The 12,732-nt window shown below is 42.7% G+C and carries 13 protein-coding genes; 6 read left to right on the top strand and 7 right to left on the bottom strand.

Annotation, left to right across the window (positions count from 1 at the left end; translation table 11 throughout):
* Nucleotides 1-146 precede the first annotated feature (146 nt).
* Together R7E38_RS10735 and R7E38_RS10740 are read right to left on the bottom strand one after the other, a co-directional pair.
* Nucleotides 147-560 carry an NUDIX hydrolase gene (locus tag R7E38_RS10735; protein WP_025766662.1) on the bottom strand — a complete coding sequence of 138 codons (414 nt, stop codon included), beginning with the start codon at nucleotides 558-560 and terminating at the stop codon, nucleotides 147-149.
* Nucleotides 561-830: 270 nt separating this feature from the next.
* Nucleotides 831-2,849 carry a methyl-accepting chemotaxis protein gene (locus R7E38_RS10740; RefSeq protein WP_226083606.1) on the bottom strand — a complete coding sequence of 673 codons (2,019 nt, stop codon included), beginning with the start codon at nucleotides 2,847-2,849 and terminating at the stop codon, nucleotides 831-833.
* A gap of 134 nt (nucleotides 2,850-2,983) precedes the next feature.
* On the opposite strand from R7E38_RS10740, the gene R7E38_RS10745 reads away from it, so the two are divergent.
* On the top strand, nucleotides 2,984-3,478 hold the full coding sequence (locus R7E38_RS10745) for an NlpC/P60 family protein (RefSeq protein ID WP_226083607.1): 495 nt from the start codon (nucleotides 2,984-2,986) through the stop codon (nucleotides 3,476-3,478).
* Nucleotides 3,479-3,523: 45 nt separating this feature from the next.
* Here the strand turns inward: R7E38_RS10745 and R7E38_RS10750 are convergent, their stop codons facing one another.
* The 3 genes from R7E38_RS10750 to R7E38_RS10760 form a co-directional block, all read right to left on the bottom strand.
* On the bottom strand, nucleotides 3,524-3,868 hold the full coding sequence (locus R7E38_RS10750; RefSeq protein WP_005377620.1) for a DUF3802 family protein: 345 nt from the start codon (nucleotides 3,866-3,868) through the stop codon (nucleotides 3,524-3,526).
* 190 nt (nucleotides 3,869-4,058) lie between these two features.
* The gene (locus R7E38_RS10755; protein ID WP_025766666.1) at nucleotides 4,059-5,021 is read right to left on the bottom strand and encodes a GGDEF domain-containing protein; all 963 of its coding nucleotides are present in this window, start codon (nucleotides 5,019-5,021) and stop codon (nucleotides 4,059-4,061) included.
* Nucleotides 5,021-5,995 carry a response regulator gene (locus tag R7E38_RS10760; RefSeq protein WP_021033872.1) on the bottom strand — a complete coding sequence of 325 codons (975 nt, stop codon included), beginning with the start codon at nucleotides 5,993-5,995 and terminating at the stop codon, nucleotides 5,021-5,023. The genes R7E38_RS10755 and R7E38_RS10760 overlap by 1 nt, the downstream gene beginning before the upstream one ends.
* Before the next feature lie 224 nt (nucleotides 5,996-6,219).
* Between R7E38_RS10760 and R7E38_RS10765 the strand changes: the two genes are divergently transcribed.
* Both R7E38_RS10765 and R7E38_RS10770 read left to right on the top strand, forming a co-directional pair.
* Nucleotides 6,220-7,086, top strand: a complete 867-nt coding sequence (locus R7E38_RS10765; RefSeq protein WP_226083608.1) for a fructosamine kinase family protein — start codon at nucleotides 6,220-6,222, stop codon at nucleotides 7,084-7,086.
* Nucleotides 7,087-7,339: 253 nt separating this feature from the next.
* A complete protein-coding gene (locus tag R7E38_RS10770) occupies nucleotides 7,340-7,534 on the top strand; it encodes a CPXCG motif-containing cysteine-rich protein (protein WP_017634925.1) in 195 nt (64 codons plus the stop codon).
* Between the two features lie 75 nt (nucleotides 7,535-7,609).
* Here R7E38_RS10770 and R7E38_RS10775 read toward each other — a convergent pair whose 3' ends face one another.
* The gene (locus tag R7E38_RS10775) at nucleotides 7,610-8,221 is read right to left on the bottom strand and encodes a riboflavin synthase (RefSeq protein WP_005377625.1); all 612 of its coding nucleotides are present in this window, start codon (nucleotides 8,219-8,221) and stop codon (nucleotides 7,610-7,612) included.
* A 392-nt stretch (nucleotides 8,222-8,613) separates the two neighbouring features.
* Here R7E38_RS10775 and R7E38_RS10780 point away from each other — a divergent pair, with 392 nt between their 5' ends.
* Together R7E38_RS10780 and R7E38_RS10785 are read left to right on the top strand one after the other, a co-directional pair.
* Entirely contained in the window at nucleotides 8,614-9,984 is a 1,371-nt protein-coding gene (locus R7E38_RS10780) for an MATE family efflux transporter (RefSeq protein WP_005377626.1), read from the top strand.
* 134 nt (nucleotides 9,985-10,118) lie between these two features.
* Nucleotides 10,119-11,117: a DUF3080 domain-containing protein gene (locus R7E38_RS10785; RefSeq protein ID WP_226083609.1), complete on the top strand. Its 999-nt coding sequence runs from the start codon at nucleotides 10,119-10,121 to the stop codon at nucleotides 11,115-11,117.
* Nucleotides 11,118-11,132: 15 nt separating this feature from the next.
* Here R7E38_RS10785 and R7E38_RS10790 read toward each other — a convergent pair whose 3' ends face one another.
* The gene (locus R7E38_RS10790; RefSeq protein WP_226083610.1) at nucleotides 11,133-11,978 is read right to left on the bottom strand and encodes a DNA ligase; all 846 of its coding nucleotides are present in this window, start codon (nucleotides 11,976-11,978) and stop codon (nucleotides 11,133-11,135) included.
* A gap of 422 nt (nucleotides 11,979-12,400) precedes the next feature.
* On the opposite strand from R7E38_RS10790, the gene R7E38_RS10795 reads away from it, so the two are divergent.
* Nucleotides 12,401-12,721 carry an STAS domain-containing protein gene (locus R7E38_RS10795; RefSeq protein WP_017634929.1) on the top strand — a complete coding sequence of 107 codons (321 nt, stop codon included), beginning with the start codon at nucleotides 12,401-12,403 and terminating at the stop codon, nucleotides 12,719-12,721.
* The last annotated feature ends 11 nt before the right edge of the window (nucleotides 12,722-12,732 follow it).

The following is a 12,732-nucleotide window of genomic DNA, read 5'->3' on the forward strand; positions in this document are numbered from 1 at the left end:
ATCGCCATTTTTGAGATCGACAGTGCCATTATCAACACGATGAGAACAGTAACGGCTACTCTACCTTCTTTATTTGCTTCTAGTAGAAGCATAGTGTTTGCTTTGTCATTGTCCCAAATCCGCCAATGCAACGACAGAATCCTCCTTTAAATCACGCCTTGGTTTAGCAACTCTCGTACCTTTTCCAGCCCGCGCTGAAACACAGTATGTGCATTCGCGGGAAGGCCGCTCTCGACATCGTGCCAGAAGAACGCGAAATCATGTCCACCATCGTCTTGCGTATGAAACAGCCATGAATTAGCGAGATCAGCACACTCACACAAAACAAAATGCCATGCTTGATTTTGAAAGCCACTGTCCCATGAGCATAAATATCGTGCGGAACGAACATGTGTGATACCAGACTCCTCAGCGAGCTCCCGCTTGGCCGCTATGATGTAACTTTCATCAAACACTTCAACAGTGCCCTTGACGAGCTGAACACCCGCCAACGGATGTTTAAAAAGTAGGATCTCTTGATTTTGATTACGTAGAACGACGGGGCAAACTTTATCGATCACAAAACCACTCCTTCTTATGGCTTTAGCTTTCTCTGGATATAAAAAAATCGCATGAAGCTGCATGATTCATTCCTTTGAATTCTGGCGACATTCTAGTCAACGAGTCCCTCGAACAAAGCATTAACATCACGTTGTGATAACTAAACCCTTTAGAAATGAACGAGATGAGATGTAACTCACTTTTGCGATGCAAATAGGAGCCATTAAATGAGTAGCCGTAACAAAAAAGCAGAACCGAGGTTCTGCTTTTAGTCGGTGGAAACATCTCATTTACTTGGTCTGATGAAGCTCATACTTGTGCAGCATTGCTTGCTGGTGCCCAGCAATTTCCGCCACTTGCTCAGAACTCTCAACCATAGACTCAAGCTGCAGCTTTGTGCGTTCGCCAAGATCAGAAATATGTGTGATGGATTGAGATACATCTGCCGTCGCTCGTTCTTGTTCTTCTGTAGCAACTGAGATTTGCTCAACACGTTCTTGAATGTGCTTAACCGCGAGGTTGATATCAGAGAATGTCGATTTCACTTCATTGCTGGACTGTAGCGCGTGGGTCATTTCTTCTCTTGAATCATTAACTGCTTGGCGCGAGCGCTCTGCGGCAGTAATAAGCTCGCTCATCATTTCTCGGATGTTCGTAGTTTGTTGAGAGGTATCACTTGCAAGTTTGCGAACTTCATCAGCGACAACCGCAAATCCACGCCCTTGCTCACCAGCACGGGCAGCCTCTATTGCCGCGTTGAGAGCAAGTAAGTTGGTGTTGTCCGCGATCCCACTGATCATATCCACCATTTCACGAATCTGTTTAACACGCTGGTCTAGCTCTAACATTGACTGTTCATTTACATCCAAAGAGCTTTCTAATGACTCCAAACGTTCGCGGTTTTGTTCCACGACTTGAACCCCTTTTTCAGTGTGTTGGGTTGCAAGGAGCGAGTCCTGTGAAGATGCATTTGTCACCATTGCTATTTCACGAATAGAGGCTTCAAGCTGCGTTATGGTCGTGATCATACTCGACAACGCTTCATTTTGTGTTGCCAACCCATCACTTGTTTGTTCGGCTGCACTGTGACTTACTTCTGCCGTCTGATAAAGCGTTTCACAATTGCGCGTCACCGTTTGAATGGAGTCATGTGTGGAATCGATTACTTGATTCAACTTTCGTGCTACTTCTTTCAGCTCATAGGGGCCAACTTCTTCTGCCTTGTCACGAAAATCATGTTCGGTAAGTGCTGAAAGACGCGTTAGTACATTCCTTAACCCTCGGTTTGTCCATGACTTGAGACTAAACCAAGTAACCAGAATAATAAAAGAACTCACACACGCCGCAAACACGAGCACAACGCTCACCGATTCAATGGTCTCGTTGACCACCCGCTCCTTTTCATCGATCAACTGACCAGCGGTTTGGGAGATTTGATCAAGTAACCGCATGGTTTCATCCGCAAGCATCGAAGCCTGTTTAAACTCTGAACGTTGCAATTCCCCTTGTTCTAGTTTGGCGAGGATCAAACGCAGCACGCCCTTTTCACTAAAGCCTTGTTTCACCATCTCATATGGTGCGGTTAAGCTTGCATATTCACTTACTTCAGGATGGAAAGATTGGAAGTCTTCATAGGCGAGTTTAATACCTGCTATGCGATTTCGCATTTCTCGGTATTCTTTTTCGGCTTTGTTTAATTCTGAGTGCATCATCATGACTAAGAACGTACTTTCCATTGAGCTTGCAGAAGCAATGAAACGGTTAGCGGCATCGCTCGACTCAGGATTATCAGCACTAAGGAACGAACTGATTCGATTCATTTCCGGGCCGATAGAGCTAAGCCCATAGCGAAAACCACCAACAGCGGCATCAATATCCATTTGAATTTGTATCACCGAAGATTGCTTCAACAAAATGGACTGCGTGATGTTATGTAAACGCGCTAGTTTGGTGTCTAACTCCTCCGAGAGTTGCTGAGCTACACCAGACGCTTTCACAACCAAAGTTGTGCTTTGAGTTGCAAGAGAGTCGATTTGCTCTTTTATGAGAGGCAACTCTTTCGGCTCAGTAATCTGCATACCATGGTTGAGTAGCTTAACCATCTCCAATACATTCCTGGTTAACTTTGCGTTTGCCATCGCGATTGGTAATGCTTTTTGCGACAAGTCTTCAAATTGTTCCCCTACCTGTTCCATTCCTTTGAAACTTGAGACAGAAAGGGCTATAACAAGAGCAATGATAGTTAAAAATGTTGCACTGACAGCCTGAATCAGTGAAAGTGATGTGCGTGAGCGTTTTCGCTTTGCCATAATCAATTTTTATTCTTTCTTAAGGTTGAATCGGTTCTGCAGTGATTCCGTCACATTTGTGAGACAAAACCGTGATTTGCAGCCCATACTATGGATTGGTTATGACACTAATATTTCAGTTGTGAGTCATAGAGATGACAGGTGGTGATTTGCGTCGAGTATATTTTCCTTTGATAATCAGTGTGCTACTAAGCGCCTGCTCTTCTGGGCCTGAGCCTAGTGAGCAAGCACAGGTGACAACACCTACAAATCAGCTATTGTCGGACAACCCTGACTTGTTCGACTTTTACACAGAGTGGCACGGCACGCCTTATCGCTTAGGCGGGACACAGAAATCTGGAATTGATTGCTCAGCATTTGTACAAAAAGCGTTTATTGAGGCTTATCAGCTCTCGTTACCAAGGACAACGAAGCAGCAATCAAAGCAAGGTGTGAAGTTAAGTTGGACGGATGCCAAGCAAGGGGATCTAGTGTTTTTTAAAACAAGACGTACAACTTATCATGTCGGAATTTACTTGGGTAACAAGCAGTTCATGCATGCATCGACGTCTAGAGGTGTGATTATTTCAAGAATCGACAACCCATACTGGGCATCTAAGTTTTGGCAAATAAGAAGAGTTACAATGTAACTCCTCTCACTCTTTAACCGGACATTGCTGTAAGTTAAAACAATATCAGTCGTAAGTCGCAACAGCATTATCGAACAGATTTTTGACCAGAGCGATGTATTCATCAAGGAACGTGATCTGTTCATTGGTCGCTTTTTTATGCCATACCCCAGCCAATATCTCACCAAGATCTTCAACAACTGCATCAGCCTCTTTCAACAATTTGAAGCGTACGCTCGAGTGAAGTTCTGGATTTTGCTCAAAAATCGCCATGATGTTTGAAGCCACCATATCGGTGACAACATCTTCGATGCTTTCGGATCCAGTGTCGCCAATTTCGGTCGTAAAAATATCTAGATTTAGAGACAAGTGCTCGATAAGAGCGAGATATCCATCGGTTTCTAAAACCACTGTTTTTCTCCGTTTATTGCAAGCCTTCGAAGCTGAAAGCAGAATAGTTTCAATAGTAAGACATGCCGAGAAAATTTCATTAACTTATTTCATATTAACAAACATTCACGAACCAACTGGATGATTTTCAAACAATTGAGCTTTGCTTCACTGAATTCGGATACAGGGTTTCTTCAAACCTTTTTATATTTCAGTCATTTTCATGCAAACAGGTTTGGTTACGACCATTTTCTTTTGCACGATACAGCGCAGCATCGGCACTCTTTAACCATTGAGTGTGAGTTTCAAAATAAGGCTTATACTCGCAAACACCAATACTTATCGTGTAATTAATCAAAAAATCTTCCACTTTCACGATCTCTTGCTCAATTCTTTTGCGCAAACGCTCTGCGAAATAGCAAGCTTGCTCCTGGTTTGTGTGAGGAAGTAGTACCGTAAACTCTTCACCACCAAAACGACCGCAGATGTCACTGCTTCTTGCTGTTTTTCTCAACAAGGCAGAGGTTCGACGAATGACTTCGTCCCCTGTCGGGTGACCATAAGTATCATTCACCTTCTTAAAGTGGTCGATATCGAATATTACTAATGAGCATGGTCCGTCGATAACTTTTAAGTGAGCAAACTCATCTTTCAATGATTGCTCCCAATAAGCGCGATTAAATAAACCTGTTAAACCATCTTTGCGACTGATTTCCGACAAATGTTGATTTGTTTCTTTCAAATGAATGCGATTTCTCGCAGTTTCAGAAACATCATTGACTTGAATCGCTATGTGGCTGACCTCTCCTGAAAGCCCAATTAACGGCGTGATCACGATATCTTGATACATAAAATCACTGCTGTTTGAAACCGGAGAAAAATTGTTGAACTTAAAAAGGTACGGTCGGTTTTCCCAGCTAGAAAAAGAACGAGTTTCCAGATCGGCGGCAGCTTTTATCTTGGTTTCTAGCCAAGTTCTTGGCAGCTCTTCAAAATGCTCAAATAAACATTCACCAAGAATTTCTTGTGATAGAACGCCACTGTATGACTGCATAAAACTGTTCCACACACACACTTTATACTCTTGATCCAAAACAATAAGCCCTGAATCCATCGTATCGAGAATTTGTGTGACCCAATGAAAGTCTGCTATGTCCAGCGTGATATCGGACATTAGATTAGCTCCATGATTTCATAGATTATTTCTACGGATGGCTTATCAATTAAAAACAGTACCTCGCACTCGAAATCGAGCGCTTCTGCCATGTAGGTGTATTCAATAGTAAAGAGCTCGCCCAACTCGCCTTGCTCTTCACAATAAGGTGTTAAGGTATCCACAATGCCTGGCTGACGAAGTGAGAATTGCTTGTCGAGTTGATCGCCTAACGACGTGAGAAATGACGAAACCAGTAGGTTAGAGATATTCAAGATGATTTCATTATGAGGCGTAAACTCAAGAAGGTAACCTAATTTTTCCCCAATCTGATTGATATCCCTACCACGTAAGCACACCAGTGCCTCCCCGTGAATACCACCACCGACAAACCTCTGCGCTACCGCAACGGAACTGTCACGCCCAACCACATCAACCAGTGTCATATGAAGCTCGCCGTAGGACAAAGGTCCAACATGAGGAACAGGAAGTTGGATGAACTCATGTAAATGGTCGGCCATAATCGCAGCCCCTTTACCAAGGGCAATGTTCGCAATTTCACGGAATTTGGCTAGTAAGGAAAGCTCTTCGCAACCCTGGTTTTTAGAATCAACCGAATGACTAGGTTTGAACGCATAATGCAGTCCTAATTGTTCGTATAGTGGTAGCACCTGCTCTTCTGTCAGAGGCTTAGCGATAAAAGCTTGAGCACCAAGATCGAGACAGCGCTGTTTTGCCTCTTGTTGAACATCTCCAGAAATAATGACGATTTTGGTCGGGTACTGACTAACAGGTAATGATTCGAGGACCTCAAAACCATCCATTATGGGCATCGTTAAATCGAGAAACAAAATATCGATATTTTGCTCAGCAAGAATATTAAGCGCCTCATAACCATCTTGCGCTTCAATAAGATGCAATGATGTATCTTGTACGATAGAACGCGCAATAAGCTTTCTTGCAACAGCTGAGTCATCACATATCAGTATTTTCATGCCACCAATGGAACTAACGTCAAAAAAATCATAATACCTGTTGTAAACGTTCATCTCCATATGCTAAGCCAACAAATCAGAGGCTTATAAGCGATTTGATTCACATTTATACAAATTGACTACACTAAGAGGAAGGTTTCTTTACTAAGTATGCTCAACACAGCGCCAACTCCCTGCTATTTATCCTAAACTATTGGTGGTCAAATAGATTCGCGAGGTTTTGTATGTGGCAAGCAATATCGCAACAGCTTTCTGATACTTTATTGTTCGATTACCAGATCACGGAAAAAGTAAGACTGTCTGGTGGGGATATCAGTGAAAGCTACATGATCAATGATGGCGAGCAACGTTATTTTGTGAAAATTAACGATCGCGAGTTTTTGTCTAAATTTGAGGTAGAAGCTGAAAGCCTGCATCTTTTGCGTGAAACATCCACCCTATTTGTACCTGAGGTGGTATTGGTTGGTAAAACCAAAAATGCCTCATTCCTAATTCTTAACTACCTTCCAACGAAACCATTAGAAGATGGTCCCAACAGCTTTAAATTTGGGCAACAATTAGCTCACCTACACCAGTGGGGCGAGCAAAAAGAGTTTGGTTTTGATACCGACAACTATCTCGGTTCGACTCTACAGCCCAACAAATGGCACAAGAAATGGTGTGTATTCTTTGCTGAGCAACGCATAGGTTGGCAATTACAGCTCCTTAAAGAAAAAGGCGTCACCTTGGTTAATATCGATGACTTTATCGATGTCGTAAAACAGCGGCTAGCAAACCATGCTCCGGAACCTTCTTTGTTGCATGGCGATTTATGGAATGGAAATGCGGCACTCACTGCATTCGGTCCTATCTGTTACGATCCTGCGTGCTATTGGGGGGACAGGGAGTGTGATATTGCGATGACAGAGCTTTTTGGTGGATTTCAACCAGAATTTTATCAAGGCTACGAATCGGTTATGCCACTTTCTTCAAGCTATGAGGAACGTAAAGATATCTATAACATTTACCATGTTCTCAACCATTGTAATTTGTTTGGCGGCCATTACTTGGAACAGGCTCAACTGGTTATTAATAAAATCATTTCTTATTAATTTGGAAGCCACTGCATATTTCAAGATGTAAAATCTCGAGGCACATCACTACAGAAAATCACCCTAAGCTCAAGGTTGAGTTTGGGGTCAAGTTTTGTACTTATTTCGACTCAATTAGCAACAACTCGACCTAATATCAAAGGAGACTTAACTTTGGATTGTGCCTATTTTCCTTGTAGGCAAAGTAAGTAAAGGGCTGTGCTTCCTTGATGAATAGTGTGTTTAAAAGCCCTGCGAGATTAGGAGTTGTTGTATGAAAAATTATACCGAAAGGTATGTAAAGTGCCCGCATTGCGGACACTCTATCGGCATTACATTGGATGCAAGTAATGGTGACCAAGAGTTTTATGATGATTGCCCAGCTTGTTGCCACGCTATCCACCTAAATATGCGAGTGGATGAGTTACAAGATAAGGTCGAACTATTTATCGATGACAATTACGAATAACAGCTCGAGCATGTGAACATCAGAAATATAAAAACGCTTAAATGAAAAAGGAGCACTAGGCTCCTTTTTCTCATTCTAAAGCTGTTTTGCTGCAAGAACGCGCTCAACAGTATCAACAATTGCTTGAGTCTGAGGATCAAACTCAATATTAACACGCTCCCCTACTTGTCTCACTCCGAAAAGCGTTCGCTGCAAGGTTTCTGGAATTAGGTGTACCGAAAAACGACACGCTTCAACTTCACCAATAGTTAGCGAGCAGCCATCTAAACCAATGTAACCTTTCGCTAATACATATTTCATTGATTCTTGCGGCAGTTGGAACCAAATCGTGCGGTTATTGGGCGTATCGATGATATCGACAATATCTGCCGTTAAACTAATATGACCAGACATGCTATGCCCGCCTATTTCGTCACCAAACTTAGCCGCGCGCTCAATGTTTACGCTATCCCCTTCCACCAGCCGACCTAAATTAGTAAGAGCCAATGTCGCTTGCATTAAATCAAAACTGATAAGGTTGCCTTCGATCTTAGTCACAGTTAGACAACATCCGTTGTGTGCAACGGATGCACCAATTTCTAACCCTTTACAAAGTTCATCGCTTAACTCGACAACGTGCGTTTGAAAGCGTTCTTTTTTATCAATTTTAACGACCTTCGCCGTACCCTGAACTATTCCTGTAAACATTTCTTTTTACCTATTGATTTAATACCAACTGTAGTCGAAGACTAAGCCCTAAACACTGCGCTACAGGTCGGAAATAAAGACCGCAGACGATAAAGCCATGGCTTAATGAACACTGGTTTGTTCTCATGCATGCTTCAACATTACCATGATTCGCTGCTGTTCTCAGTAAAAGCGTATCCTTAGCGTGGAGAGCGTCCAGTCAGTGTTATCGACTATTAGCTACCTAGCTATGGAATATAAACATACAATTGTTTATCATTTGCGCGGAGTTTCTCCGAGGCATTTTTTCACCTTATCGTGACTAAAATCAACCATCAGATCCGTTCACCACATCTTTTGCCCTCGAGTACTCTCATTCTTTCAACTTATTGTTCCGCTCTGGAGTATTTTTCGTGCATCGCTATAAAGAAGAAGCATCAAGTCTTATCAAATTGGCGACCCCGGTATTGATCGCATCTGTCGCTCAAACTGGTATGGGGTTTGTTGATACCGTAATGGCTGGCGGCGTTAGCGCCACCGACATGGCTGCGGTTTCTGTCGCTTCAAGTATTTGGCTACCATCCATTTTGTTTGGGGTGGGTTTATTAATGGCATTGGTCCCTGTTGTCGCACAGTTAAATGGCTCTGGTCGTCGAGTGAAAATACCGTTTGAAATTCAGCAAGGCGTCGTTTTGGCATTGCTGATCAGTGTGCCGATAATTGCAGTCCTGCTTCAAACCCAGTTTATTCTCGGGCTGATGGATGTTGAAGCACTGATGGCTGAAAAAACGGTGGGATACATTCATGCCGTTATATTAGCAGTACCCGCTTTTTTACTTTTCCAAACGCTTAGAAGCTTTACGGATGGTATGTCATTGACGAAACCGGCAATGGTTATTGGCTTTATCGGTTTGCTACTCAACATTCCTCTAAACTGGATTTTCGTGTACGGCAAGTTTGGTGCACCTGAATTAGGCGGTGTTGGCTGTGGTGTAGCAACCACGATTGTTTACTGGGTCATGTTTGCCATGCTATTGCTGTATGTGATGACATCAGAGCGATTGAAAAGCATCAACCTATTTGGAGAATGGCATCGCCCACAATGGAAAGCGCAAGTTCGTCTATTCAAGCTCGGCTTTCCTGTTGCAGCAGCGCTGTTTTTTGAAGTGACATTGTTTGCTGTTGTTGCACTGCTCGTTTCACCACTGGGTCCTATCATTGTGGCAGCGCATCAAGTCGCGATTAACTTCTCCTCGTTGGTATTTATGCTACCAATGAGTATTGGTGCAGCAGTAAGCATTCGTGTCGGCCATCGACTTGGTGAAGAAAACGTCGATGGCGCGCGCGTAGCGTCACGAGTCGGCATTATGGTTGGTCTAGCATTGTCCGTTCTCACAGCGATTTTAACCGTCTTGTCTCGTGAGTGGATCGCCGAGCTTTATACTAGCAACCCAGAGGTAATCACTCTAGCGATGCACCTGCTCGTGTTTGCCGCTGTTTATCAATGTACGGATGCGGTTCAAGTGATCGCAGCTGGTGCATTACGCGGCTATAAAGACATGCGAGCCATCTTCAACCGTACTTTTATTGCTTATTGGATTCTTGGGCTGCCAATTGGTTACGTCCTTGGCCGTACAGACTGGATTGTCGAGCCAATGGGAGCACAAGGCTTCTGGCTTGGTTTTATCATCGGCCTATCTTCTGCGGCCTTTATGTTAGGCGTCAGAATGCGTTGGATGCATCGCCAAGAGCCAGAAGTGCAATTGAACTTTTCAGTTCAATAAAAAGTAAAAAAAGCCAGCATCCGCTGGCTTTTTTGATCGAATAATCACACGGTTGAGTATACTTATAACAAGATTACAAAGCGGTTGATTTTGCTCTCTAGACAACGGATACGAAGTTAGAAAAAAGGATATTTGTGCGGTCTATTTTATTGTTCTTAATCTTGATTCTTAATGGTTGTGATAACTGGTTCAATCCAGAGAACGCCATGTTTGATAAGTATCATCAACGTGTAGCCAATGTATTGGACGTTCCTGCTATTCCAATAACATTACAGTCTACGGTAACGATTCCTGCGAAACGCGTTTTGTTCGAGCCATTGCCAAGGCTATCTATTGGCCTGCTAGAGAGCTATCAATTACGACAGTGCGGACTCTTCAATTTACTTGCTGAGAAAAACTCGCAACTTGGAAAGGTGCAGGATGCCTTTCATGATTTTGATTATCAAACTGCCCTTTTAAGAGTCATGCATCGATGTTTATCCGAATTTCCACTTAGCGATGAAGAACGCGCGACATTGACAGAGCTTTACTCAACCAAGTGGCAACATTTAGACATTCATCTCGACAACTTACTACTCGTAAGTGACGCCATGCAAAAGCAACTAACTGCCTCTGATTGGCTATCTCAAAATACGACGAATGATATTGCACGCATTAAGGATGTCTATCGTATTTTCAGCGAAATGTATGATTTACCCCACCGCGCGGTCTCACGTCTACCCGACGTGGAAGTTACGCAATATCAAGAAGAGTTAGAGAAATCTCGTTTACTCGGACGACTTTACTATTCAATGGTAAACACATTCCTTTGGTTAAAAGCGACAACTCAGCTACTTGAGCAGAACCAGAGCAATGTATTGTGCGGGCCGAACAGAGACACCACTCAGTTCCGCTACTTAAGAAATGTCTTTCAATCCATTTACGTTGAAGAAGTGCAACCTTATTTGGCTTATTTAGACAGTACCTATCAACAACTTAATGATGGTGCCACTTTGGTGGAGAACCGTATGCAACTCCATGGTCACCAGTATGGCATAATTGAGGCACATAGGACATTTAGGCAAGAAACCCTAAACCACGTTCAGTTTTGGCAGGGTCTCTTCAAACGATGTGGCGTAACCGTTGGCAACTAGTAAGTGCAGAGCGTTCTATTCCTTCAACCTTTCACGCAAGAATCGAGCAAAACGCGGTTTACCAGTATGTGTAAAACCGTTATATCTAAATGTAATGGTTGAACCAATTTTCGGAGGCTGGCGACGCACTTCATCGGTAAATCCGCTACCGATGTAAAACTCAATGCCATTTGGTAAGCGAACTAACATTGCTCCCATCATACCTAATAAGCGCCCTGTTCCTGGCTTATAACCCACAACTAACGCTTCATCATCTGCGTATCGTTTTAGTTTAAGCAAATCACTACGGCGTCCAGCCTGATAGCGGCTTGATACCTTTCGCAACATCACCCCTTCACCGTCGGATATTGAAATTTTATCCAACTGTGTAAACAGATGAGCTTCATTTTGAATCGCTCGGTGCTCGACATATTTGATATGAGGCTGGTCGACTTCAAGCACTAAATCTTTGATGTTGTAATAACGCTTCCGATAATCACCAGCGGAATATGGCATATCAAAGATCATAAAGTCGATGTGTCGCCAAGCAGACTCAACAGGAGTTTTATCTAATACCGTTTGCTGAACAAGATGGAAGTTACCTCTCCCAGCCCAAAGTTCACCGTCCAACGGATAATCAGGTAAAGGTCCTGTAAACCAATCTGGGGCGTAGATTCGATTACCATTTCTCGTCACGAGATGTTGCCCAGTCCAATAAGCGCGAACACCATCAAGTTTTTCGCTATACCAATATTCAGACACATCAATGCCATCCTGATAGCTTTGTGCAAGAGAAACTGGTGGTGCGAGAGACGTATCCGCTTGAAGCTGTGAAGACGCTGCCATAACAGCCAGCGCAATTAATGTCATTTTTAATGGCATAAGAAGACCTTGTACAAAAAATCGTCTTTATTGAAACGTAAGTCCTCTCGATGACCTATTTATTACTAGTTGTTCTTCGACTCATAACAATCAACATTAGTAATAATTTGCAAAGATAATCATAAACTTTAGACAGGTTTTGCATTTAGTCGTTACACGTTATTCACTTAAGGCGGATGGTTCGTCAATCGAGTTGGAATCTAATCATGACGAGATCCCCCGCTCTAATGACTTCTTTAGGTTCAACACCTCTTATAAGCAAACCATTTCTCTGTGCATTTTTGATTCTCAATTTGAGAATCAGTCCTTTCTCAAATTGAACAACATCATCAACAGCGCTTAAACTTTTGATTTTTAAATAGTTTAAAATTGGCACGTTACCTGCTCTATATCCAATTAGAAAAACAAACGGAGACAGAGTCATGGAATTACGCAAACTAGAAATCAATCAAGACAAGTTAGCCATTGAGTTTTTTGGTGACTTAGACGCAAGTGGCTGTCGACAAGCACAACATCACATTGATGAAGTAATTCACAACAATCATCACAAAGAAGTCGAAATTAACCTACAGCACGTCCAATTTCTTGATTCTTCAGGGATTGGTGCCATTGTTTACTTATATAAGCGTCTAGTTGAACGTGAAAGAAGCATGAGTATTGAAAACGTATCAGGCCAACCTTTAGAAATCATGAGCTTGCTTCGTATCAACCATGCCATTCCCGTTAACTCAAAAGGACACTAAAAATACCGGTT

The sequence above is a fragment of the Vibrio sp. Vb2131 genome (assembly GCF_033338535.1).
In the GTDB taxonomy this organism is placed as follows: domain Bacteria; phylum Pseudomonadota; class Gammaproteobacteria; order Enterobacterales; family Vibrionaceae; genus Vibrio; species Vibrio alginolyticus.